At 56.4% G+C, this 24,352-nt stretch carries 23 protein-coding genes; 14 read left to right on the top strand and 9 right to left on the bottom strand.

Going from position 1 to position 24,352, the window contains the following annotated elements; genetic code table 11:
* Positions 1 to 40: 40 nt before the first annotated feature.
* From C5687_RS13445 to C5687_RS13435, 3 genes are read right to left on the bottom strand one after another with little or no spacing between them, the layout of a single operon-like run.
* The gene (locus C5687_RS13445; RefSeq protein WP_025756930.1) at positions 41 to 436 is read right to left on the bottom strand and encodes an MAPEG family protein; all 396 of its coding nucleotides are present in this window, start codon (positions 434 to 436) and stop codon (positions 41 to 43) included.
* 51 nt (positions 437 to 487) lie between these two features.
* Positions 488 to 1,306 carry a DUF72 domain-containing protein gene (locus tag C5687_RS13440; RefSeq protein WP_104557101.1) on the bottom strand — a complete coding sequence of 273 codons (819 nt, stop codon included), beginning with the start codon at positions 1,304 to 1,306 and terminating at the stop codon, positions 488 to 490.
* Positions 1,303 to 1,869, bottom strand: coding sequence for a hydrolase (locus C5687_RS13435; protein ID WP_104557100.1), 567 nt, complete (start codon positions 1,867 to 1,869; stop codon positions 1,303 to 1,305). Before C5687_RS13435 ends, C5687_RS13440 begins: the two co-directional genes overlap by 4 nt.
* A gap of 263 nt (positions 1,870 to 2,132) precedes the next feature.
* On the opposite strand from C5687_RS13435, the gene aspS reads away from it, so the two are divergent.
* The 6 genes from aspS (at position 2,133) to ruvB (ending at position 7,388) form a co-directional block, all read left to right on the top strand.
* Positions 2,133 to 3,905: an aspartate--tRNA ligase gene (gene aspS, locus C5687_RS13425; protein ID WP_059386787.1), complete on the top strand. Its 1,773-nt coding sequence runs from the start codon at positions 2,133 to 2,135 to the stop codon at positions 3,903 to 3,905.
* A gap of 1 nt (position 3,906) precedes the next feature.
* Positions 3,907 to 4,350, top strand: coding sequence for a dihydroneopterin triphosphate diphosphatase (gene nudB, locus C5687_RS13420; RefSeq protein WP_025756926.1), 444 nt, complete (start codon positions 3,907 to 3,909; stop codon positions 4,348 to 4,350).
* A gap of 27 nt (positions 4,351 to 4,377) precedes the next feature.
* Positions 4,378 to 5,118 carry a YebC/PmpR family DNA-binding transcriptional regulator gene (locus C5687_RS13415; RefSeq protein ID WP_045286369.1) on the top strand — a complete coding sequence of 247 codons (741 nt, stop codon included), beginning with the start codon at positions 4,378 to 4,380 and terminating at the stop codon, positions 5,116 to 5,118.
* Positions 5,119 to 5,152: 34 nt separating this feature from the next.
* Positions 5,153 to 5,674, top strand: a complete 522-nt coding sequence (ruvC, locus tag C5687_RS13410; RefSeq protein WP_014832404.1) for a crossover junction endodeoxyribonuclease RuvC — start codon at positions 5,153 to 5,155, stop codon at positions 5,672 to 5,674.
* 80 nt (positions 5,675 to 5,754) lie between these two features.
* Positions 5,755 to 6,369: a Holliday junction branch migration protein RuvA gene (ruvA, locus tag C5687_RS13405; RefSeq protein WP_025756925.1), complete on the top strand. Its 615-nt coding sequence runs from the start codon at positions 5,755 to 5,757 to the stop codon at positions 6,367 to 6,369.
* An 8-nt stretch (positions 6,370 to 6,377) separates the two neighbouring features.
* On the top strand, positions 6,378 to 7,388 hold the full coding sequence (ruvB, locus tag C5687_RS13400; protein ID WP_025756924.1) for a Holliday junction branch migration DNA helicase RuvB: 1,011 nt from the start codon (positions 6,378 to 6,380) through the stop codon (positions 7,386 to 7,388).
* A 54-nt stretch (positions 7,389 to 7,442) separates the two neighbouring features.
* Here the strand turns inward: ruvB and znuB are convergent, their stop codons facing one another.
* Positions 7,443 to 8,228, bottom strand: coding sequence for a zinc ABC transporter permease subunit ZnuB (gene znuB / locus C5687_RS13395; protein WP_025756923.1), 786 nt, complete (start codon positions 8,226 to 8,228; stop codon positions 7,443 to 7,445).
* Entirely contained in the window at positions 8,225 to 8,980 is a 756-nt protein-coding gene (gene znuC, locus C5687_RS13390; RefSeq protein WP_047958960.1) for a zinc ABC transporter ATP-binding protein ZnuC, read from the bottom strand. The genes znuB and znuC overlap by 4 nt, the downstream gene beginning before the upstream one ends.
* A gap of 77 nt (positions 8,981 to 9,057) precedes the next feature.
* On the opposite strand from znuC, the gene znuA reads away from it, so the two are divergent.
* The 3 genes from znuA (at position 9,058) to lpxM (ending at position 12,430) form a co-directional block, all read left to right on the top strand.
* Positions 9,058 to 10,002 carry a zinc ABC transporter substrate-binding protein ZnuA gene (znuA, locus tag C5687_RS13385; RefSeq protein ID WP_047959829.1) on the top strand — a complete coding sequence of 315 codons (945 nt, stop codon included), beginning with the start codon at positions 9,058 to 9,060 and terminating at the stop codon, positions 10,000 to 10,002.
* A gap of 15 nt (positions 10,003 to 10,017) precedes the next feature.
* Entirely contained in the window at positions 10,018 to 11,337 is a 1,320-nt protein-coding gene (gene mepM / locus C5687_RS13380) for a murein DD-endopeptidase MepM (RefSeq protein ID WP_025756921.1), read from the top strand.
* Positions 11,338 to 11,458: 121 nt separating this feature from the next.
* Complete coding sequence (gene lpxM / locus C5687_RS13375; RefSeq protein WP_095441570.1) at positions 11,459 to 12,430, top strand: lauroyl-Kdo(2)-lipid IV(A) myristoyltransferase; 972 nt, start codon at positions 11,459 to 11,461, stop codon at positions 12,428 to 12,430.
* Between the two features lie 60 nt (positions 12,431 to 12,490).
* Here lpxM and pyk read toward each other — a convergent pair whose 3' ends face one another.
* Both pyk and C5687_RS13365 read right to left on the bottom strand, forming a co-directional pair.
* A complete protein-coding gene (gene pyk, locus C5687_RS13370; protein ID WP_020883399.1) occupies positions 12,491 to 13,933 on the bottom strand; it encodes a pyruvate kinase in 1,443 nt (480 codons plus the stop codon).
* A 137-nt stretch (positions 13,934 to 14,070) separates the two neighbouring features.
* Entirely contained in the window at positions 14,071 to 14,940 is an 870-nt protein-coding gene (locus C5687_RS13365; protein WP_025756918.1) for a MurR/RpiR family transcriptional regulator, read from the bottom strand.
* 356 nt (positions 14,941 to 15,296) lie between these two features.
* Here C5687_RS13365 and zwf point away from each other — a divergent pair, with 356 nt between their 5' ends.
* From zwf to C5687_RS13350, 3 genes are all read left to right on the top strand, one after another.
* A complete protein-coding gene (gene zwf, locus C5687_RS13360; RefSeq protein WP_028013613.1) occupies positions 15,297 to 16,772 on the top strand; it encodes a glucose-6-phosphate dehydrogenase in 1,476 nt (491 codons plus the stop codon).
* 234 nt (positions 16,773 to 17,006) lie between these two features.
* The gene (gene edd, locus C5687_RS13355; RefSeq protein WP_045286373.1) at positions 17,007 to 18,818 is read left to right on the top strand and encodes a phosphogluconate dehydratase; all 1,812 of its coding nucleotides are present in this window, start codon (positions 17,007 to 17,009) and stop codon (positions 18,816 to 18,818) included.
* Positions 18,819 to 18,857: 39 nt separating this feature from the next.
* Positions 18,858 to 19,499 (top strand): bifunctional 4-hydroxy-2-oxoglutarate aldolase/2-dehydro-3-deoxy-phosphogluconate aldolase, encoded by a 642-nt coding sequence (locus tag C5687_RS13350; RefSeq protein ID WP_025756915.1) that lies wholly within the window; start codon positions 18,858 to 18,860, stop codon positions 19,497 to 19,499.
* A gap of 41 nt (positions 19,500 to 19,540) precedes the next feature.
* Here the strand turns inward: C5687_RS13350 and purT are convergent, their stop codons facing one another.
* On the bottom strand, positions 19,541 to 20,719 hold the full coding sequence (gene purT, locus C5687_RS13345) for a formate-dependent phosphoribosylglycinamide formyltransferase (RefSeq protein WP_104557099.1): 1,179 nt from the start codon (positions 20,717 to 20,719) through the stop codon (positions 19,541 to 19,543).
* Positions 20,720 to 20,890: 171 nt separating this feature from the next.
* Between purT and C5687_RS13340 the strand changes: the two genes are divergently transcribed.
* Positions 20,891 to 21,541: a tellurite resistance TerB family protein gene (locus C5687_RS13340; protein ID WP_059386792.1), complete on the top strand. Its 651-nt coding sequence runs from the start codon at positions 20,891 to 20,893 to the stop codon at positions 21,539 to 21,541.
* An 84-nt stretch (positions 21,542 to 21,625) separates the two neighbouring features.
* Positions 21,626 to 23,686, top strand: a complete 2,061-nt coding sequence (gene ptrB / locus C5687_RS13335) for an oligopeptidase B (RefSeq protein WP_104557098.1) — start codon at positions 21,626 to 21,628, stop codon at positions 23,684 to 23,686.
* On the opposite strand, the gene exoX is transcribed toward ptrB, so the two are convergent.
* On the bottom strand, positions 23,683 to 24,345 hold the full coding sequence (exoX, locus tag C5687_RS13330; protein ID WP_025756911.1) for an exodeoxyribonuclease X: 663 nt from the start codon (positions 24,343 to 24,345) through the stop codon (positions 23,683 to 23,685). The genes ptrB and exoX overlap by 4 nt on opposite strands.
* Positions 24,346 to 24,352: the final 7 nt, after the last annotated feature.

Raw genomic sequence — 24,352 nt, 5'->3', positions numbered from 1 at the left:
AACGTAAAAATCCGGGAAAAATAAAGTGGCGTATTGTGCGCTAATGGAGGGAGAAAACCAACTCCCACGGCATATACCACAGGTTAGCCAGCACCATCAGCAAAAGTGAACACCAGGTCGCACTCATGCCGGAACGACGCCAGCGGAACAGGCGATGGTGAAAGCCATAATAATGCATTAGCCGGCCAGCAATCAGCAGCAGGCCACAGATGTGTACCATCCAGGTTTCTGCGCCATTCATCTCCATAAAAAGCAACAGGATTAATCCCGCGGGGATATATTCAACCGCATTGCCGTGAATGCGGATAGCGCTTTGTAGCTCAGAAAATCCGCCGTCGCCGTAAGAGACGCGGTACTGCGTTCTGAGGCGCACAACATCAAATGAAAACTTAATCAGCAGTAATGCACCTAACACCGCATACAGCGCGCTGACCATACAAACTCCCTGTTTTTGGCAGATGGCACTTCCCTATGATAGGGGGTGATATCAGAAAAGAGAAGATTGTTGTGGAATGGAAGGGGCGCTTCCTACGGCCGGGACCGCAGCCTGCAAGGCCTCCCACAGAGCATCGACCAGTTCGGGTGCCTGGGCGATATCCGGCGTGTGCAAAAAGAGATACGGCGTGGTGGTCTGTTCCCACTTCGCTAATGTCTGCAGCCAGACGGCGAACATCGCCTGGTTTTGCTGCATATTATCGCTGCCGATAAACCTGACCATCGGGTTCTGCGCGGTCACAATGGCGTGAACCGGCACTTTCGGTTTTTTGCGCTGGGCATCCACAATCGCTTCACTGTGCGGGATGGCGCTGTGGACGGGGCGGCTGTCGAGGATCACCCGGTTAACGGAACGCTCAAGCAGGCCGCGATTGAGGGCTTTTTCCGCTTCGCCCTTCGCAAAGAATTGCTGGTGTCGGACTTCGACGCCGTAGGTGAAGTCACGGGGCAGGGCATCCAGGAACTGCCAGAGCGCAGGCAGGTCGCGCGGGGCAAACGTGGCGGGAAGCTGGAGCCAGTACTGACCAATGCGGTTCGCCAGCGGTGACATGCGCGTAAAAAATTCTTCGGTCAACTCTCCGCAGTTGCGCAGCGCGGCCTGGTGGGAAATGGTGGCCGGAAACTTGAAGCAGAAGCGGAAGTCATCCGTCGTTTGTTCCCGCCAGCGCGCAACAACCTCTGCTTTGGGGAGCGCATACAGGGTGGTGTTACCCTCGACACAGTTGAAGTGTCGGGCATACTCCTCAAGGCTGGTGATGCCAAGGCGCACCCATTTCGGGTGCGACCACTGGGGCAAACCGACATACATCATAGCGCGCGTAAAATCTCATCCGTGCTGCGCACGCGGCCAATGCGCGGGAAGATATGGGTCATGCTGCCCTGGTGCTGTTCCGCGGTGGCGGCGCTGCAGGCATCCTCGGCGATCACCAGATTAAAGCCCAGCTCCCATGCGTTACGGGCGGTAGATTCCACGCCGATGTTGGTGGAAATGCCGCACAGAATAATGGTGTCGATGCCGCGACGGCGCAGCTGTAGCTCGAGATCGGTGCCGTAAAATGCGCCCCACTGACGTTTAGTCACTTCAATGTCGCTGTCGCGTTTGCCGAGTGAGACCGGGTACGTCCACCAGCTTTCCGGCAGGGCACGCGCAGGAGCCTGTGCGTCAACGGGCTGTTTTAACGCTTCGGCGTAATCGGCTGACCAGCCGACACGGACCATAACCACCGGGGCACCGCTGGCGCGGCATTTTTCCGCCAGGCGAGCGGCGCGGCTTACCACGTCGTCCGCGCTGTGCGGGCCACCGGCAAAAGGCAGTATGCCTTCCTGTAAATCAATCACCACAAGCGCGGTTTTGCTGGCATCAAATGTTAACATCGTTACTCCCGTTAAATTAACCACTTCCAGACACCATACGACGTGATGGCCTGTTATCGGTCGGATAATTTTGTTAATTTTTGTGAGAATAGACAATAAGCGTGCAGCAAACGACCGTCTGGCCGTGGTTCGCTCTTATCGTCCGGCGGAATTTCCAGTATAATAGCCGCCTTTTTTCATCCAGTTGTGACATACAGAAAGCTGCGACATAGTAGCCTGCACGCCAGGCGACATTTAGCCTGCGGCTAATTAAGGGATATCTCATGCGTACAGAATATTGCGGGCAGCTGCGTCAGTCCCACGTCGGACAGCAGGTGACCCTGTGTGGTTGGGTCAACCGTCGTCGTGATCTTGGTAGCCTTATCTTCATCGATATGCGCGACCGCGAAGGTATCGTTCAGGTGTTCTTCGATCCGGATCGTGCGGACGCGTTGAAACTGGCTTCTGAGCTGCGTAATGAGTTCTGCATTCAGGTCACCGGCACCGTGCGTGCGCGTGACGAGAAAAACGTCAACGCGGACATGGCGACCGGTGCCATTGAAGTGCTGGCGTCCGATCTGACGATCATCAACCGTGCTGAAGCGCTGCCGCTGGACTCCAACCACGTCAACACTGAAGAAGCGCGTCTGAAATACCGCTATCTGGATCTGCGTCGCCCGGAAATGGCTCAGCGCCTGAAAACACGTGCGAGAATCACCAGCCTGGTGCGCCGTTTTATGGATGACCACGGTTTCCTCGACATCGAAACCCCGATGCTGACCAAAGCCACGCCGGAAGGCGCGCGCGATTACCTTGTGCCATCCCGCGTTCATAAAGGCAAATTCTACGCGCTGCCACAGTCTCCACAGCTGTTCAAACAGCTGCTGATGATGTCCGGCTTCGATCGCTATTATCAGATCGTGAAATGCTTCCGTGACGAAGACCTGCGTGCTGACCGCCAGCCAGAATTTACCCAGATCGATGTGGAAACCTCCTTCATGACCGCCGAACAGGTGCGTGAAGTGATGGAAGCGCTGGTGCGTAGCCTGTGGAACGACGTGAAAGGCGTTGAGCTGGGCGACTTCCCGATCATGACCTTCGCGGAAGCCGAGCGTCGCTACGGCTCTGATAAACCGGACCTGCGTAACCCGATGGAGCTGGTGGACGTGGCGGACCTGGTAAAATCCGTAGAATTTGCGGTCTTTGCCGGCCCGGCTAACGACGCCAAAGGCCGTGTCGCTGCGCTGCGCGTACCGGGCGGTGCGGCACTGAGCCGTAAGCAGATTGACGACTACGGCAACTTCATCAAGATCTACGGCGCGAAAGGTCTGGCTTATATTAAAGTCACCGAGCGCGCGAAAGGCCTGGAAGGGATCACCAGCCCGGTCGCGAAATTCCTGAACGCGGAGATCGTGGAAGCGATCCTTGAGCGCACCGGCGCGCAAGATGGCGATATGATCTTCTTCGGCGCAGATAACAAGAAAATCGTAGCGGATGCGATGGGCGCGCTGCGTCTGAAGCTGGGTAAAGATCTGAACCTGACCGACGAGTCCAAATGGGCGCCGCTGTGGGTGATTGACTTCCCAATGTTCGAAGATGACGGCGAAGGCGGTCTGACCGCGATGCACCACCCGTTCACCTCGCCGAAAGACATGACGGCTGCAGAGCTGAAAGCGGCGCCGGAAGATGCGGTCGCTAACGCCTACGATATGGTCATCAACGGCTACGAAGTGGGCGGCGGTTCCGTGCGTATTCACAGCGGTGAAATGCAGCAGACCGTGTTCGGTATCCTGGGCATCAACGAGCAGGAGCAGCGCGAGAAATTCGGCTTCCTGCTGGACGCGCTGAAATACGGTACGCCTCCGCATGCGGGTCTGGCTTTCGGTCTTGACCGTCTGACCATGCTGCTGACCGGCACCGATAACATCCGTGATGTTATTGCCTTCCCGAAAACCACCGCAGCAGCGTGTCTGATGACCGAAGCGCCAAGCTTTGCCAACCCGGCCGCGCTGGCTGAGCTGGGCATTGACGTGGTGAAGAAGGAAGAGAAAAACTGATATGACATATAAGCTTCCCGTTTCGGTCCTGGTGGTCATCTATGCAGAAGACACGAAGCGGGTGCTGATGTTGCAGCGGCGCGATGACCCTGATTTCTGGCAGTCGGTTACCGGCAGTCTGGAAGAGGGGGAAACCGCGTTGCAGGCCGCCGCGCGCGAAGTAAAGGAAGAGGTCGCCATTGATGTTGCCCGCGAGCAACTGACCCTGAAGGACTGTCAGCGTACGGTGGAGTTTGAAATTTTTAGCCATTTACGTCATCGCTACGCGCCGGGTACCGAGCGCAATACGGAGTCGTGGTTCTGTCTCGCGCTTCCCCATGAGCGGGAGATCGTGTTTACCGAACACCTGACCTACCGCTGGGTGAATGCGGCGGATGCCGCCGCACTGACCAAGTCGTGGAGCAACCGGCAGGCGATTGAAGAATTTGTAATTAACGCAGCCTGAGAAGGCGCGATTTTTGGAGAACTTTTTATGGCAGGTCATAGTAAGTGGGCCAACACCAAACACCGCAAAGCGGCACAGGATGCCAAGCGCGGTAAGATCTTTACTAAAATTATTCGCGAGCTGGTGACTGCAGCGCGTCTGGGCGGCGGCGATCCGGCTTCTAACCCGCGTCTGCGCGCGGCGGTGGATAAGGCGCTGTCTAACAACATGACGCGTGACACCCTGAACCGTGCTATCGCACGTGGCGTGGGCGGTGATGAAGACGCGAACATGGAAACCATCATTTATGAAGGTTACGGCCCTGGCGGTACCGCGGTGATGGTTGAATGTCTGTCTGACAACCGTAACCGTACCGTTGCAGAAGTGCGTCATGCCTTCAGCAAATGCGGTGGTAACCTGGGGACTGACGGTTCCGTGGCCTACCTGTTCAGCAAAAAAGGCGTCATCTCCTTCGAGAAAGGCGACGAAGATGTGATCATGGAAGCGGCGCTGGAGGCCGGTGCGGAAGACGTCGTGACCTACGATGATGGCGCAATCGATGTTTACACCGCGTGGGAAGAGATGGGTGCCGTGCGTGATGCGCTGGAAGCGGCGGGTCTGAAAGCGGACAACGCGGAAGTCTCCATGATCCCTTCTACCAAAGCAGACATGGATGCGGAAACCGCGCCGAAACTGCTGCGTCTGATCGACATGCTGGAAGACTGTGACGACGTGCAGGAAGTGTATCACAACGGTGAAATCTCTGATGAGGTTGCAGCGACTCTCTGATGAGAGCGTGTAAATCCGTTACAGGAGACGCGTGATGTCGATTATCCTTGGGATTGACCCTGGCTCACGCGTCACCGGTTATGGCGTCATCCGTCAGGTAGGACGCCAGCTAACCTACCTTGGCAGCGGGTGTATTCGCACCAAAGTGGACGATCTGCCGTCACGCCTGAAGCTTATCTATGCAGGCGTAACGGAGATCATCACCCAGTTTCAGCCAGATTATTTCGCCATCGAGCAGGTCTTTATGGCGAAAAACGCCGATTCGGCGTTAAAGCTCGGTCAGGCGCGGGGGGTGGCCATTGTGGCGGCGGTGAACCAGGATTTGCCGGTATTCGAATACGCGGCAAGACAGGTCAAGCAGACGGTGGTGGGGATTGGTAGCGCGGAGAAAAGCCAGGTGCAGCACATGGTGCGGACCTTGCTGAAGCTTCCCGCGAACCCGCAGGCCGACGCCGCGGATGCGCTGGCTATCGCGATTACCCACTGCCACGTCAGCCAGAACGCGATGCAAATGAGCGAGTCGCGGCTCAATCTGGCGCGAGGCAGGTTACGATAATGACAAATCAGGCTGGATGTTTATCCAGCCTTTTTTTATTATGTCGGCAGTTAATTTCTTCCAGAACGCAGGAGCGTCACGTGATAGGCAGACTCAGAGGCATCATCATTGAAAAACAACCCCCGTTAGTGCTGCTGGAAGTGGGTGGTGTGGGCTATGAAGTCCATATGCCGATGACCTGTTTCTACGAGCTGCCGGACGCGGGCAAAGAGGCGATTGTCTTTACCCAGTTTGTGGTGCGTGAAGATGCGCAACTGCTGTACGGTTTCAATAACAAACAGGAGCGTACCCTGTTCCGCGAGTTGATTAAAACCAATGGGGTGGGGCCGAAACTGGCGCTGGCAATTCTTTCCGGCATGTCAGCCCAGCAGTTTGTGAATGCCGTTGAGCGTGAAGATCCTGCGGCGCTGATTAAACTTCCTGGCATCGGCAAAAAAACCGCCGAGCGCCTGATTGTCGAGATGAAAGACCGCTTTAAAGGACTGCATGGCGATCTCTTCACCCCGGCGGCCGATCTGGTGCTGACGTCCCCTGGCGCGCCTGCGACCGATGATGACGCCGAGCAGGAAGCGGTTGCTGCGCTGGTGGCGCTGGGCTATAAACCTCAGGAGGCCAGCCGTATGGTGAGCAAAATTGCCAAACCGGATGCCAGCAGTGAAACCCTGATTCGTGAAGCGCTGCGCGCTGCATTGTGAGGTAAAGGATGATTGAAGCAGATCGCCTGGTATCGGCAGGCACCCTTCAGGCAGAAGATGTGGTGGATCGCGCGATCCGCCCGAAACTGCTTGATGAGTATATCGGCCAGCCGCAGGTCCGTTCCCAGATGGAAATTTTCATCCAGGCGGCAAAACTGCGCGGCGATGCGCTCGATCACCTGCTGATCTTTGGCCCTCCGGGGTTGGGGAAAACCACGCTGGCGAATATCGTCGCCAATGAGATGGGCGTCAACCTGCGCACCACCTCCGGCCCGGTGCTGGAGAAGGCGGGCGATCTGGCGGCGATGCTGACCAACCTCGAACCGCATGATGTACTGTTTATTGATGAGATCCACCGCCTGTCACCGGTGGTGGAAGAGGTGCTCTATCCGGCGATGGAAGATTACCAGCTGGATATCATGATCGGTGAAGGGCCGGCTGCGCGCTCCATCAAAATCGACCTCCCGCCGTTTACCCTGATTGGTGCTACCACCCGTGCCGGGTCGTTAACTTCTCCACTGCGTGACCGCTTTGGGATCGTGCAGCGCCTGGAGTTTTATCAGGTGCCGGACCTGCAGCATATTGTGGGACGCAGCGCGCGCTACATGGGGCTGGATATGAGCGAAGAAGGTGCGTTTGAAGTGGCGAAGCGCTCCCGCGGCACGCCGCGTATCGCTAACCGTCTGCTGCGCCGAGTGCGCGACTTTGCTGAAGTAAAGCATGATGGCACGATTTCAGCCGAGATTGCCGCGCAGGCGCTGGATATGCTGAACGTTGATGCTGAAGGTTTTGACTATATGGACCGCAAGCTGCTGCTGGCGGTGCTGGACAAGTTCTTTGGCGGTCCGGTTGGGCTGGATAACCTGGCGGCGGCGATCGGTGAAGAGCGCGAAACGATCGAAGATGTGCTTGAGCCGTATCTCATCCAGCAGGGGTTCCTGCAGCGCACCCCGCGTGGACGCATGGCAACAGTGCGGGCGTGGAATCATTTCGGCATTACGCCGCCGGCGATGCCCTGAGTGGGGAAGGGTTTTGTAGCCCCGGTAAGCGAAGCGCCACCGGGGACATACTGACTACTGCGCGGTCTTTTTCATCATACTGAAGATAAATAACACCGCCGCACTCAGCACCACGGACGGCCCCGCAGGCGTGTCATAGAACGCCGAGAAGGTTAATCCCCCCGTCACGGCAATCATGCCGACGATAACCGCCACGCCGGCCATCTGTTCCGGCGTACGCGCAAAACGACGTGCCGTGGCGGCCGGAATAATCAGCAGTGAGGTGATAATCAGCGCACCGACAAACTTCATCGCCACGCCTATGGTTAACGCCGTCACCAGCATCAGCAGCAGTTTTACACGCTGCAGCTTCACGCCGTCGACAAACGCCAGATCGGGGCTGACGGTCATCGCCAGCAGATTACGCCACTGCCAGAGCAAAATCCCCAGGACCACGATCACGCCAATGGCGATAGCGATCAGATCCTCCGGCGTCACGGCCAGCAGGTCGCCGAACAGGTAGGCCATCAGATCGACACGGATATTCGACATCAGACTGACCACCACCAGACCCAGGGACAGGGCGCTGTGCGCCATGATGCCCAGCAGCGTGTCGATGGCAAGGTGAGGACGTTTTTCCAGCCAGACCAGACCGGCCGCGAGCAGCAGCGTGACGACAATCACCGCATAGAAGGGATTTACATCCAGCAGCAGGCCAAAGGCAACGCCCAACAGAGACGCATGCGCCAGAGTATCACCGAAATAGGACATTCTGCGCCACACCACAAACGAGCCCAGCGGCCCCGCGGCGCAGGCAAGCATAATCCCGGCCAGCCAGCCGGGCAGTAATAGTTCAATCATGAGTGTCCATTTCCCCGACGCAGAACGATTCGTCCCTGTAAATCATGGCGATGATTATGATGATGGCGATAAATGCCCAGCTGTTCAGCGCCGCGAGGGCCGAACATGGAGATAAATTCCGGATGCATTGATACCACTTCAGGCGTGCCGGAACAGCAGATATGATGGTTGAGGCACAGCACTTCATCGGTTTTCGCCATCACCAGATGTAAATCGTGGGAGACCATCAGCACCGCGCAGTTCAGTTCCCGGCGCAGCTGGTCGATGAGGTCGTACAGCGCGACCTGGCCGTTAACATCCACCCCTTGGGTGGGCTCATCCAGGACCAGCAGCTGTGGGCTGCTCAACAGCGCGCGGGCAAGTAAAACACGTTGCGTTTCGCCGCCAGAGAGTTTTTGCAGCGGCGCATCGATAAGATGACCCGCCTGCACGCGTTTCAGTGCCGGGAGAATATCCGCTTTCCGCGTGCCGGGACGTAAACGCAGGAAACGGCTGACCGTCAGGGGCAGCGTGGCATCGAGGTGAAGTTTTTGCGGCACATAGCCGATTCGCAATTTTTCCTCGCGCGCGATCACGCCTTCATCGGGGACGACCAGACCCAGCACCACGCGCACCAGGGTCGATTTACCTGCGCCATTGGGGCCGAGCAGCGTAAGAATTTTACCGGGCTTCAGATCCAGCGACACGTCAGAGAGGACGCGGCGCTGACCAAATGAGACCGAAATATTTTCAAGAGAAACCAATGTCGTCATGTCATTTTAAGCTTGAAGAAGTCAACGAATGTTATAATATCACATTTCACGCATTCACTACGATGATTAGTCGCATTATGTTACATAAAAATACGCTTCTTTTCGCAGCATTATCCGCTGCCCTTTGGGGTACAACCGCACAAGATGTTAACGCTGCCGTTGTCGCTTCGCTTAAACCGCTCGGGTTCATCGCGTCGGCCATTGCTGATGGGGTGACACAGACTGAGGTTTTACTCCCGGATGGGGCATCTGAGCACGACTATTCCCTGCGCCCTTCGGATGTAAAACGCTTACAAAACGCAGACTTAGTGGTCTGGATTGGACCAGAAATGGAAGCGTTTATGCAGAAGTCGGCAAAACAGATCGCGGGCGAAAAACAGGTTGCGATTGCCACACTTCCCGGAGTGAAACCGCTGCTCATGAAAGGCGCGGATGACGACGGTGACGAACATGACCATCATCATGCTGACAGTGAAAAAGGTGATGAGGATCACCATCACGGCGAGTACAACATGCATCTTTGGCTTTCCCCAGAGATAGCGCGGCTTTCGGCGGTTGCAATCCATGACAAATTAGTGGAACTTATGCCGCAAAGTCGAGCCAAACTTGACGCCAACCTGAAGGATTTTGAGGCACAATTAGCCGCAACCGATAAGCAGGTAGGTAATGAGCTCGCACCGCTGAAAGGAAAAGGGTATTTCGTTTTTCATGACGCCTACGGCTATTACGAGAAACACTACGGCCTGACCCCGCTGGGTCATTTCACCGTCAACCCTGAAATTCAGCCTGGTGCGCAGCGTTTACATGAAATCAGAACACAGCTGGTTGAGCAAAAAGCAACATGCGTTTTTGCTGAGCCACAGTTCAGGCCAGCGGTCGTAGAAGCCGTGGCCAGGGGGACATCCGTGCGCATGGGGACCCTTGACCCGCTAGGAACGAATATCCAGTTGAGCAAAGCGAGCTATTCGCAGTTCCTCAGCCAACTGGCGAACCAGTATGCGAGCTGCCTGAAAGGAGATTAACGAGGAAGTGAATACGTGCAACAGATAGCCCGCTCTGTCGCTCTGGCATTTAACAATCTGCCTCGACCCCACCGCGTTATGCTGGGGTCGCTTACAGTTCTCACCTTAGCGGTCGCCGTCTGGCGGCCCTATGTTTACCACCCGAGTTCTGCCCCTATCATCAAAACCATAGAGCTTGAGAAGAGCGAAATCCGTTCTTTGCTGCCTGAAGCCAGTGAACCGATTGACCAGGCGGCCCAGGAAGATGAAGCCATCCCGCAGGATGAGCTGGACGATAAAACCGAAAACGAAGCGGGTATCCACGAATACGTTGTTTCAACCGGGGACACGCTCAGCAGCGTGCTGAACCAGTACGGCATCGACATGGGCAATATCAGCCAGCTGGCGGCTGCTGATAAAGATCTTCGCAACCTGAAAATTGGGCAACAGCTCTCCTGGACATTAACCGCGGACGGGGATTTGCAACGCCTGACCTGGGAAATGTCCCGCCGTGAAACCCGAACCTACGATCGCACTGCAAACGGTTTCAAGATGACCAGCGAAATGCAGAAGGGCGACTGGGTTAACAGCGTACTGAAAGGTACCGTGGGCGCGAGCTTTGTCTCCAGCGCGCGCGATGCAGGATTGACCAGCGCTGAAATCAGTTCGGTGATTAAAGCCATGCAGTGGCAAATGGATTTCCGCAAACTGAAGAAGGGCGATGAGTTTTCCGTCCTGATGTCCCGCGAAATGCTGGATGGCAAGCGCGAACAAAGCCAGCTGCTGGGGGTACGTCTGCGCTCCGAGGGCAAGGATTACTACGCGATCCGCGCCGAAGACGGTAAGTTCTATGACCGCACCGGTACGGGACTTGCGAAAGGTTTCCTGCGCTTCCCGACAGCCAAACAGTTCCGTGTCTCCTCTAACTTTAACCCGCGTCGCCTGAACCCGGTCACCGGACGCGTCGCGCCGCACCGTGGCGTTGACTTCGCTATGCCGCAGGGCACGCCGGTACTGGCGGTAGGGGATGGTGAAGTGGTGGTTGCTAAACGTAGCGGTGCAGCCGGTTATTATGTCGCGGTGCGTCATGGCCGTACATACACCACTCGCTATATGCACCTGCGTAAGCTGCTGGTCAAACCGGGCCAGAAAGTGAAGCGTGGCGACCGTATCGCCATTTCCGGCAATACCGGACGTTCCACCGGTCCGCACCTGCACTATGAAGTGTGGATCAACCAGCAAGCTGTGAACCCGCTGACGGCGAAACTGCCGCGCACCGAAGGCCTGACAGGTAAAGATCGTACTGATTACCTGGCGCAGGTAAAAGAGGTGGTGCCGCAGCTGAGCTTAAACTAAGCTTCCTGTTTTTGTTAAAAAAGCCGGCGTCAGTATGCGCCGGCTTTTTCTTTTGTGCGTGGGCGACTGCCTCGCTACACTATCTGCATTAAATTTTGCGTCATCAGACCCTGGATCCAGCATGGAAACCCAAAAAAACAATATTGAATACATTCCTGAGTTTGAAAAATCCTTTCGTCATCCGCGCAACTGGGGCGCCTGGCTTGGCGTTTACGCCTTTGCGGGCATCGCGATGCTGCCAGCCTCCGTTCGCGATCCTGTTCTGGGCAAAATAGGCCGACTGGCCGGACGCTTAGGCAAAAGCGCCCGTCGCCGCGCGCAAATTAACCTCTATTACTGCTTCCCGGAAAAGAGCGATGCCGAGCGCGAGGCCATTATTGACGCAATGTATACCACCGCCCCGCAGGCAATGGCGATGATGGCAGAGCTGGCGCTGAAAGGGCCGGAGAAAGTCATGGAGCGTGTTGACTGGAAAGGGCTGGAGATTATCGACGAGATGCGACGCAACGAGGAGAAAGTCATTTTTCTCGTTCCGCACGGCTGGGGCGTGGATATTCCTGCCATGCTGATGGCCTCTCAGGGGCAGAAGATGGCGGCAATGTTCCACAACCAGGGCAACAAGATCTTCGATTACGTCTGGAATACCGTACGTCGTCGTTTTGGTGGCCGCCTGCATGCGCGAAATGACGGTATTAAACCGTTTATTCAGTCTGTGCGTCAGGGATACTGGGGCTACTATTTGCCGGATCAGGACCACGGCCCGGAGCACAGTGAGTTTGTGGATTTCTTCGGAACCTATAAGGCGACCCTCCCCGCGATTGGCCGTCTGATGAAAGTGTGCCGCGCCCGCGTGATACCGCTTTTCCCGACCTACGATGGCAATACCCATCGCCTGAGCATTGAGGTGCGTCCGCCGATGGACGATCTGCTCACCGCGGACGATCGCACCATCGCCCGTCGCATGAATGAAGAGGTGGAGATTCTGGTGGGACCGCATGCTGAGCAGTACACGTGGATCCTGAAGTTGCTCAAAACGCGTAAGCCGGGTGAAAAAGAGCCGTATAAACGCAAAGAGCTGTATCCAAAGAAATAAAAAACACCCCTCACCCTGTCCCTCTCCCCACAGGGGAGAGGGGATCGCACATTTCCGTTATTATTCGACTGTGAGTACGCGCGTGGTGTTGGTTGAGCCGATAGTGCTCATCACATCACCCTGGGTCACGATAACGATATCACCAGAGACCAGATAACCTTTGTCGCGCAGCAGGTTTACGGCATCGTGCGCCGCGGCCACGCCGTCATTGGTGCTGTCGAAGTGTACCGGCGTCACACCGCGGTACAGCGCCGTCAGGTTCAGCGTACGTTCGTGACGAGACATGGCGAAGATCGGCAGGCCGGAGCTGATACGCGAGGTCATCAGCGCAGTACGGCCGGATTCGGTCATGGTGATGATCGCCGTTACGCCTTTAAGGTGGTTCGCGGCATACATGGCGGACATGGCAATCGCTTCTTCCACGTTGTCGAACTGCACGTCCAGACGGTGTTTAGAGACGTTGATGCTCGGGATCTTTTCAGCGCCCAGGCAGACGCGCGCCATGGCGGCCACGGTCTCTGCAGGGTACTGACCCGCAGCGGTTTCCGCCGAGAGCATCACCGCATCGGTACCGTCCAGCACGGCGTTGGCCACGTCCATAACTTCCGCACGGGTTGGCATCGGGTTGGTGATCATGGATTCCATCATCTGAGTGGCGGTGATCACCGCGCGGTTCAGCTGACGTGCGCGACGGATCAGCGCTTTCTGGATCCCGACCAGCTCAGGGTCACCGATTTCCACACCCAGGTCGCCACGCGCAACCATCACTACGTCAGACGCGAGGATCACATCGTCCATGGCATCCTGATCGCAAACGGCTTCCGCACGCTCAACTTTCGCAACGATTTTGGCATCACAACCAGCATCACGTGCCAGACGACGCGCATAGTTCAGGTCTTCGCCGCAGCGCGGGAAGGAGACCGCCAGGTAGTCAACGCCAATCAGCGCCGCGGTCACGATGTCCGCTTTGTCTTTGTCGGTCAGCGCTTCCGCAGAGAGACCACCGCCCAGTTTGTTGATGCCTTTATTGTTGGAGAGTGGACCGCCGACGGTGACTTCGGTGAACACCTTCATGCCCTGAACTTCCAGCACCTTCAGCTGAACGCGACCGTCGTCGAGCAGCAGGATATCGCCCGGTACCACGTCCGCTGGCAGGCCTTTATAGTCGATACCGACTTTCTCTTTATCGCCTTCGCCTTTGCCCAGGTTGGCATCAAGCAGGAACTTATCACCAATATTGAGGAAAACTTTCCCCTCTTTAAAGGTTGAAACACGAATCTTAGGACCCTGCAAATCGCCAAGGATAGCGACGTGGCGGCCCAGTTTTGCTGCGATTTCACGCACTTTATCGGCACGTAATTTATGGTCTTCTGGCGTACCGTGAGAGAAGTTCATACGCACCACGTTGGCGCCAGCGGCGATAATTTTCTCGAGATTATTATCACGATCGGTGGCCGGGCCTAAGGTGGTTACGATCTTGGTTCTGCGAAGCCTTCTGGACATGTAATACTCCGTTGACTGAAACAACTTTGGTGTTGCGTGAACATTGAATCGGCCATCATCTGCCGCAAGGCAGCAGCGAGTGGACCGAATGCCGTAAATCGTTACATCGTAATTATTCGTTACGTCTTCGTTATCAACTATCGAACATCGCTCTTTATAAGCAATTCTTTATCAAAACGCGATTCCTTAAGCGCTTCCTTGACCCGCTTCAAGTTATCCCGGAATTTTGCCCCCCGACGTAAGGTAAAACCGGTCGCCAGCACGTCAATCACCGTGAGCTGCGCCAGGCGGGAGACCATCGGCATATAAATATCGGTGTCTTCCGGTACGTCGAGCGTGATCGCCAGCGTCGCCTCACGGGCCAGTGGTGTGCCCGCCGTGGTAAGCGCGATAACCATGGCATCGTTTTCACGAGCCAGCTGCGCCAGCTCGACCTGACTCTTGGTGCGGCCGGTATGCGAAATCAGTACCACGACGTCATCTTCACTGCAATTCATACAGCTCATGCGTTGCAGCACAATGTCATCGGAATAAATCACCGGGACGTTAAAGCGGAAAAATTTGTTCATGGCGTCATGCGCCACGGCCGCCGACGAGCCGAGACCAAAGAACGCAATCCGCTTGGCCTGGGTAAGGAGATCCACCGCGCGATTCACGGCGCTCATATCCAGAGACTGGCGGACGTGGTCAAGCGAGGCCATGGCTGATTCAAATATTTTCGCGGTATAGGCATCAACACTGTCGTCTTCATCCACATTGCGATTAACATAGGGGGTGCCATTAGCCAGACTTTGTGCCAGATGCAGTTTAAAATCAGGGAAGCCGCGTGTTTCCAGGCTGCGGCAAAAGCGGTTGACCGTCGGTTCGCTCACACCCGCTTCCTGTGCCAGAGCGGCGATGCTTGAATGGATCGCCTGCGCGGGAGAAGCCAGAATGACCTCGGCCACTTTACGTTCGGATTTGCTAAGGTGTTCCAGTTGAAACTGGATTTTTTCCAGCATGTTCATGTTAACAGGACGCTCATGGGTGTAAACGATTTCATAAATTGATGAAATCGTAATTCGATTTAGCCGATATTACCCCTGTGACTTCCAGAAAGGGTAACAATCGACAAGATAATGTTGTTGTTTTTTTTCATAACTTGATCGGTGTCGGGTTTTGCTGCGGCCCTGTTGCGCAAAGAATCGACGGTTGTTGCGTCATTACGCCATCGTAATCGTCTGAAGGGTGAAAAATCGCGGTATCGCACGCGACGATAAGCGCTAATGGTTTCGGGAATGACGTAAAAGCAGTACAGTGCATTGTAATAAAATTACAACGATACCTGGCGGAAGTACCAGGTGATCCAACTGAGGAGAATGACATGGCGGTAACGCAAACAGCCCAGGCATGTGACCTGGTCATTTTCGGCGCGAAAGGCGATCTTGCACGCCGAAAATTGCTGCCTTCCCTGTATCAACTGGAGAAAGCGGGCCAAATTCATCCGGATACCCGTATCCTGGGTGTTGGGCGCGCCGACTGGGACAAGGACGCTTACACCAAAGTCGTCCGCGAGGCGCTCGAAACTTTCATGAAAGAAAAAATTGATGAAAGTTTGTGGGATACCCTGAGTGGCCGTCTCGATTTCTGCAATCTGGACGTGAATGACGTCAGCGCGTTTAGCCGTTTAGGCGCGATGCTGGATCAGAAAAACCGTGTCACCATTAACTATTTCGCCATGCCGCCAAGCACCTTCGGCGCCATTTGCAAAGGGCTGGGCGAAGCCAAACTGAACGCCAAGCCGGCTCGCGTCGTGATGGAAAAACCGCTGGGGACGTCACTGGCCACCTCGCGTGAAATCAACGACCAGGTGGGCGAGTTCTTTGAAGAGTGCCAGGTTTACCGTATTGACCATTACCTCGGTAAAGAGACGGTTCTGAACCTGCTGGCGCTGCGTTTTGCTAACTCCCTGTTTGTCAATAACTGGGACAACCGCACCATCGACCACGTGGAAATCACCGTGGCGGAAGAGGTGGGCATTGAAGGTCGCTGGGGTTACTTTGACCAGGCCGGTCAGATGCGCGACATGATCCAGAACCACCTGCTGCAAATCCTGTGCATGATTGCCATGTCGCCACCGTCCGATCTGACGGCGGACAGCATTCGTGACGCCAAAGTGAAAGTACTGAAATCACTGCGCCGCATCGACCGCTCCAACGTGCGTGAGAAGACCGTGCGTGGGCAGTACACCGCCGGGTTTGCGCAAGGCAAAAAAGTGCCAGGCTACCTGGAAGAAGAGGGCGCGAATAAGTCCAGCAACACCGAGACGTTTGTGGCGATCCGCGTGGACATCGACGACTGGCGCTGGGCGGGGGTACCGTTCTACCTGCGCACCGGTAAACGTCTGCCGACCAAGTGCTCCGAAGTGGTGGTCTACTTTAAAAACCCGGAACTGAACCTGTTCAAAGAGTCCTGGCAGGAGCTGCCGCAGAACAAGCTGACCATTCGTCTGCAGCCGGACGAAGGGGTCGATATCCAGATCCTGAACAAAGTGCCGGGCCTGGATCATAAACACAACCTGCAGACCACCAAGCTGGACCTGAGCTACTCCGAAACCTTCAACCAGACGCACCTGGCGGATGCTTACGAGCGTCTGCTGCTGGAAACCATGCGCGGTATCCAGGCGCTGTTCGTGCGTCGCGATGAAGTGGAAGAGGCATGGAAATGGGTCGACTCCATTACCGAAGCCTGGGCTGCCGATCAGGATGCGCCAAAACCGTATCAGGCAGGCACCTGGGGACCTGTTGCGTCAGTGGCGATGATCACCCGCGATGGTCGCTCCTGGAACGAGTTTGAGTAAGATAATCCGCTAGCCCGAAAGTGTTATTTTACCGGTAACATGATCTAACACAGCTCGCGGCATAATTTTTGACTTTTAAGCTCCGTGTGGATTCACCCGCGGAGCTTTTTTTATTACACTGCCGGAAGTGATTTTGCCCCTGAGCTCCGGACAGCAAGCGTTTCAGCGTTGTTAACAACTGCCAGCGACTTTGTAAACTCCCGAGCCCGGACAGATAAAATGAGAGGAGCTTTTATGAATCCGACATTGTTACGCGTAACACAACGCATTATCGAGCGCTCGAAAGAGACCCGTTCGGCCTACCTCGCCCGGATTGAACAGGCAAAGAGCAACACCGTCCACCGCTCGCAGCTGGCCTGCGGTAACCTGGCTCACGGCTTCGCCGCCTGCCAGCCTGAAGATAAAGCGTCGCTGAAAAGCATGTTGCGTAACAATATCGCCATCATCACCTCCTATAACGACATGCTTTCCGCGCACCAGCCGTATGAGGTCTATCCTGACATCATCCGTAAAGCGCTGCACAGCGTGAATGCCGTTGGTCAGGTAGCGGGCGGGGTGCCTGCCATGTGCGACGGCGTGACGCAGGGGCAGGACGGTATGGAGCTGTCGCTGCTGAGCCGTGAGGTGATTGCGATGTCTGCGGCGGTTGGGCTGTCACACAACATGTTTGATGGCGCGCTGTATCTCGGCGTATGCGACAAGATTGTCCCGGGTCTGGTCATGGCTGCGCTGTCGTTTGGTCATCTGCCTGCGATCTTTGTGCCATCCGGCCCGATGGCAAGCGGTCTGCCTAACAAAGAAAAAGTGCGTATCCGCCAGCTGTATGCTGAAGGGAAAGCCGATCGCCAGGCGCTGCTGGAGGCGGAAGCCGCGTCTTACCATGCGCCGGGCACCTGTACGTTTTACGGTACCGCGAACACGAACCAGATGGTGGTGGAGTTTATGGGGATGCAGCTTCCGGGCTCGTCCTTTATCCAGCCGGATGCCCCGTTGCGCAAAGCGCTGACCGAGGCAGCGGCACGTCAGGTCACGCGTCTGACCGGAAACGGCAACGAATGGATGCCGATGGGCAAAATGGTTGATGAAAAAGTCATCGTCAACGGTATCGTCGCGCTGCTGGCAACCGGGGGGTCAACTAACCACACCATGCACCTGGTGGCCATGGCGCGTGCGGCGGGTATTCTGATTAACTGGGATGACTTCTCCGAGATCTCATCCGTGGTGCCGCTGATGGCGCGCCTGTACCCGAACGGTCCGGCGGACATTAACCACTTCCAGGCCGCAGGCGGCGTACCGCTGCTGATGCGCGAGCTGCTGAAGGGCGGTCTGCTGCATGAAGATGTGAACACCGTGGCGGGCTTCGGCCTGAAACGCTACACCCAGGAGCCGTGGCTGAACAACGGCGAGCTGGACTGGCGTGATGGCGCGAGCGCCTCCCTTGACCCGCAGGTGATTGCCACCATCGACAAACCGTTCTCTCCTCACGGTGGCACCAAAGTGCTGAGCGGTAACCTGGGGCGTGCGGTGATGAAAACCTCTGCCGTACCGGAAGAGAATCAGGTTATCGAAGCACCGGCGGTGGTGTTCGAAAGCCAGCATGACGTATTACCTGCCTTTGACGCCGGGCTTCTCGACAAAGACTGCGTGGTGGTGGTGCGTCATCAGGGGCCGAAAGCCAACGGGATGCCAGAATTACATAAACTTATGCCACCACTTGGTGTATTATTGGACCGCCGTTTCAAAATTGCACTGGTGACCGATGGACGCCTATCAGGCGCATCCGGTAAAGTGCCTTCCGCCATCCACGTGACGCCGGAAGCTTATGACGGCGGGTTGCTGGCGAAAGTGCGTGACGGCGACATGATCCGCGTAAACGGACAGACAGGCGAGTTAACCCTGCTGGTCGATGACGCAGAGCTGGCGGCACGTAACCCCCATATTCCTGACCTGAGCGCCTCGCGCGTGGGGACAGGGCGCGAAATGTTTGGTGCGCTGCGTGAGAAACTCTCCGGTGCTGAGCAGGGCGCAACCTGTATTACGTTTTAAGACGACTTGATTTTAACGATCTGGCGAGAGAAGACTCTGATGAAAAACTGGAAAACAAGTGCAGAAGCAATCCTGACCACTGGCCCTGTCGTGCCGGTTATCGTGGTAAACAAGCTGGAGCACGCTGTACCGATGGCGAAAGCGCTGGTTGCGGGCGGCGTTCGCGTTCTGGAAGTGACCCTGCGCACCGCCTGCGCGATGGATGCCATTCGCGCTATCGCTAAAGAAGTACCGGACGCTATCATTGGTGCGGGTACCGTGACGAACGCAAAACAGCTGGCTGAAGTGACCGAAGCGGGTGCACAGTTCGCCATCAGCCCGGGTCTGACCGAGTCGCTGCTGAAAGCCGCCACCGAAGGCACGATTCCACTGATCCCGGGTATCAGCACCGTATCTGAACTGATGCTGGGCATGGACTACGGTCTGAAAGAGTTCAAATTCTTCCCGGCAGAAGCCAACGGCGGCACCAAAGCGCTGCAGGCCATTGCGGGTCCATTCTCCCAGGTGCGTTTCTGCCCGACGGGCGGTATCTCTCCGGCCAACTACCGTGACTACCTGGCGCTGAAAAGTGTGCTGTGCATCGGTGGCTCATGGCTGGTGCCGGCGGATGCGCTGGAAGCAGGCGACTGGGACCGCATTACCCGACTGGCTCGTGAAGCGGTTGAAGGCGCGAAGCAGTAAGTTATTCGCCGCATGAAAAACGGGCCCCGGGGCCCGTTTTTTTATCCTGCTACCTTAACGCCTACGGCGGCCGCTTTCGCTCTCGTCACGGCGTCGTCCACGTTCTTCCCGGTGGCTAATACCACCCCAAGACGACGGGAGCCGTCGATCTCCGGCTTGCCGAACAAACGCACCTGCAGACCTGCGCCCACCGCCGCGTCGACGTTATCAAAGGTAACGTTCTGGCTGGTTAATTGCGGCAGGATCACCGCCGAGGCGGCCGGACCGTACTGACGGATACCGCCGACGGGCAGGCCGAGGAAGGCGCGCACGTGCAGGGCGAATTCGGAGAGGTCCTGCGAGATGAGCGTGACCATACCGGTGTCATGCGGGCGAGGGGAGACTTCGCTGAAAATCACCTCGTCACCGCAAACAAACAGCTCCACGCCGAACAGGCCATAGCCGCCCAACGCCAGGACGGTCTTACGAGCTATTGCCTGCGCGCGTTCCAGCGCCAGGGGGCTCATCTGCTGCGGCTGCCAGGATTCGCGGTAATCGCCATCTTCCTGACGGTGGCCAATCGGGTCACAGAAATGAACGCCGTCCACGGCGCTGACGGTCAGCAGGGTGATCTCGAAATCAAACTTCACCACACCTTCAACGATCACGCGACCGGCTCCGGCGCGACCACCCTGTTGGGCATAATCCCACGCCTTGTCCAGCGTGCTGCTGTCGCGGATAAAGCTCTGCCCTTTACCGGAGGAGCTCATTACCGGCTTAATGATGCACGGGTAGCCGATCTCCTCGACGGCCCGCAGGAATGCGGCTTTATCGCCAGCAAAACGGTAGCCCGACGTAGGCAACCCGAGCTCCTCCGCCGCCAGGCGACGGATCCCTTCGCGGTTCATGGTCAGCTTTGCGGCTTTTGCACAGGGCACCACGCGCTGGCCTTCCTGCTCAAGGGCGATCAGCGTATCGGTAGCGATGGCTTCAATTTCCGGCACCACAAAATCCGGTTTTTCACGCGTAATCAGTTCGCGAAGGGCATCGCCATCCAGCATGTTAATCACATAAGAACGATGGGCGACGTGCATGGCGGGTGCATCAGCGTAGCGGTCAACGGCAATGACTTCCACGCCTAAACGTTGACACTCAATGGCGACTTCTTTTCCCAGCTCGCCCGATCCCAACAGCATCACTCGCGTCGCCGATGGCCGCAGCGCGGTTCCTAAACGAATCATAACAATCCCCCTGAAAAAGTTGCGGGCAGTATAAACGAAAACGTTTGCGTCTGTCTCGCGCACGGCTCAGTGCGGCAGGAAGAAATATGCGCTTCTTTAGTCCGGCCAGACATTTCCTGACGCCTGCTCGCTTACGCTGTGGAACATGTTCACCGTTAAGTGAGGGAAACCATGTCAGGCTGGCTGAATCAATTGCAATCACTGTTAGGGCAGAAAACGGCATCGTCCGGCGAGCAGGGGCTCAGTAACCTGCTGGTACCTGGTGCGCTCGGCGGGCTGGCGGGCCTGCTGGTGGCGAATAAGTCCTCGCGCAAGCTGTTGGCAAAGTATGGCACCGGCGCGCTGCTGGCCGGTGGCGGGGCCATCGCGGGGACCGTTCTGTGGAATAAATACAAAGACAGGGTACGCACTGCGCACAGGGATGAACCGCAGTATGGTGAACACACCTCGCCGCTGGATCTGCGTACCGAACGGCTTATCCTTGCCCTGGTCTTTGCCGCGAAAAGCGACGGGCACATCGACGATAAAGAACGATCGGCGATTGAGCAGCAGCTGCGTGAAGCCGGTGTCGAAGAGAAGGGCAGAGCGCTGGTAGCGCAGGCGATTGAACAGCCGCTTGACCCGCAGCGTCTTGCGCAGAGTGTGAAAAATGAGGAAGAGGCGCTTGAACTCTATTTCCTCAGCTGTGCCGCTATCGATATCGATCACTTTATGGAACGCAGCTACCTGAACGCGCTTGGCGACGCGCTGAAGATCCCTCAGGATGTGCGCGAAGGCATTGAGCAGGATATCCGGGAGCAAAAACAGGCGTTACAGGGATAACGTCTCGGCTGGGTCACGGTTTCGCTTGCATCATGCGTGGGTTTTGCCAACCTTATAGGGTGTAAAACTAAAAAGAATGATGACATGCCACCGAAAGCCCGACGTATACCTTATGCAATCACCACGCATGGCGATACGCGCATAGACAACTATTACTGGCTACGGGACGATTCGCGTTCCCGGCCAGAGGTACTCGACTACCTGCACGAGGAAAACGACTATGGCCGCAAGGTCATGTCCAGCCAGCAGACGCTTCAGGACCAGCTGCTGAATGAAATGGTACAGCGTATTCCTCAGCGCGATGTCTCCGCGCCCTGGACCAAAAACGGCTACCGCTATCGCCATATCTACGAGCCCGGCAACGAGTACCCCATCTACCAGCGTCAGTCGGTGCTGAGTGCCGAGTGGGACGAGTGGGATATTCTGCTGGACGCCAACCAGCGCGCGGCCCACAGCGAGTTTTATACCCTGGGCGGCATGTCCATTTCACCGGATAACGCGGTGATGGCACTGGCGGAGGATTATCTCTCCCGTCGCCAGTACGGCCTGCGTTTTCGCAATCTCGACACCGGCAACTGGTATCCGGAAATGCTGGAAAACGTCTCCCCGGATTTTGTCTGGGCAAATGACTCCGAAACGGTTTACTACGTCAAAAAACACGCCTCCACGCTGCTGCCTTACCAGGTTTGGCGACACACCGTGGGAACCGACTCCGCTGACGACGAACTGGTCTATGAAGAGCAGGACGAAACTTTTTATGTCAGCCTGCATAAAACCTCCTCACGCCACTATGTCATTATTTTCCTGGCCAGTGCGACGACATCCGAAGTTCTGCTGCTGGATGCCGAACTGCCTGATGCCCAGCCGCTCTGCTTTCTGCCGCGCCGCAAGGACCACGAGTACAGCCTGGATCACTTCCAGCACAGTTTTTATGTGCGTTCGAATCGCGAGGGCAAAAACTTTGGTCTTTATAAAACCAAAGTGCGCGATGAGCGCAAGTGGGAAGTGCTGATCCCCGCGCGGGATCAGGTAATGCTGGAAGGCTTCACCCTGTTTACCGACTGGCTGGTGGTGGAAGAGCGCCAGCGGGGGCTGACCAGTATCCGGCAAATCAACCGTAAAACCCGGGAAGTGGTGGGGATTGCGTTTGATGACCCGGCCTATGTGACGTGGATTGGATTCAACCCGGAACCGGAATCCTCACGGCTGCGCTACGGCTACTCGTCCATGACCACACCGGACACCCTGTTTGAGCTGGATATGGACACCGGGCAGCGTCAGGTGATTAAACAGACCGAGGTCAAAGGGTTCGAATCTGAAAACTACCGAAGCGAACACGTGTGGGTCACCGTCCGGGATGGCGTGGAGGTTCCCGTCTCGCTCGTCTATCACAAAGCGCATTTTCAGAAAGGGAAAAACCCGATCCTCGTCTACGGCTACGGCTCCTACGGCTCAAGCATGGACGCCGATTTCAGCAGCAGCAGATTAAGCCTGCTCGATCGCGGCTTTGTTTACGCCATCGCCCATATTCGCGGCGGCGGTGAACTGGGGCAGCACTGGTATGAAGACGGGAAATTCCTCAAAAAGAAAAACACCTTTAATGACTACCTTGACGTCTGCGATGCGCTGATTGAACAGGGCTATGGCGATCCGCAGCTCTGCTTTGGCATGGGCGGTAGCGCGGGCGGCATGCTGATGGGGGCGGTTATCAACCAGCGTCCCGACCGCTTCAAAGGCATCGTCGCGCAGGTGCCGTTTGTTGATGTGGTCACCACCATGCTCGATGAATCCATTCCTCTCACCACCGGGGAGTTTGAGGAGTGGGGCAATCCGCAGGATGAGATTTACTACCGCTATATGAAAGAGTACAGCCCGTACGATAACGTCGAGGCGAAAGCCTACCCTCATATGCTGGTGACCACCGGTTTGCATGACTCTCAGGTGCAATACTGGGAGCCGGCAAAATGGGTGGCAAAACTGCGGGAGCTGAAAACCGACGATAATCTGTTGCTGCTCTGTACCGATATGGATTCCGGACACGGCGGGAAGTCGGGACGGTTTAAATCGTATGAAGGGGTGGCGCTGGAGTACGCCTTTTTGATTGGCCTGGCGCAGGAGACGCTGCCAGGCCGTGCAGAGCGTTAAGCTTCGCCCAGATAATGTTTCAGCGTCAGACGCAGTTCCGGGCTCATTTTGTCGAGGTTGTTATACAGCCAGCGCAAATAGCCCGGGTCTTTATCGGCAATATCCGACACCGCTCTGCCCCGGTACTTACCAAAGGTAAACGTGGTCAGCAGCGCGGGGCGTCCGGTAATGGTCGCCATATCATCCGGCGTCCAGCCGGAGGTGTTCATAATATCGATGAGTAACGCGGCGGTGATATAGCAGTCATACAGGGCGCGGTGATGATGCAGCCCCTCAGGCGTGCGGACGCTGAGCTTACGGGACTTGTACAGCGCCATGTTACTGTACTTGATCCCCGGCCAGAGGCGACGCGCCAGCTTCATGGTACAAATCCATTCCCCGGGCATCTCCGGCAGCACGCGACGGTCAAAGCTGGCGTTATGCGCTACGTACCACGGGCTACCGTAATAGTGGGGAATCACGTCTTCGATCCACGGTTTATCCGCCACCATCGATTCGGTAATACGATGGATAGCCATCGCCTGAGGGCTGATGGGGCGATCGGGACGCACCAGATGGCTCATTGGGTTGACGATTTTTCCGTCAACCACGTCGACAGAGGCCACTTCCACTATTCCGCCCTGAAGATCGCAAGTTTCGGTATCGATGACGCGCAGCATTGAACAC

The sequence above is a fragment of the Enterobacter sichuanensis genome, assembly GCF_002939185.1.
Lineage (GTDB): Bacteria > Pseudomonadota > Gammaproteobacteria > Enterobacterales > Enterobacteriaceae > Enterobacter > Enterobacter sichuanensis.
The sequence above is the reverse complement of the archived record's forward strand: the minus strand, read 5'-3'. Positions and strand labels throughout refer to the sequence as shown.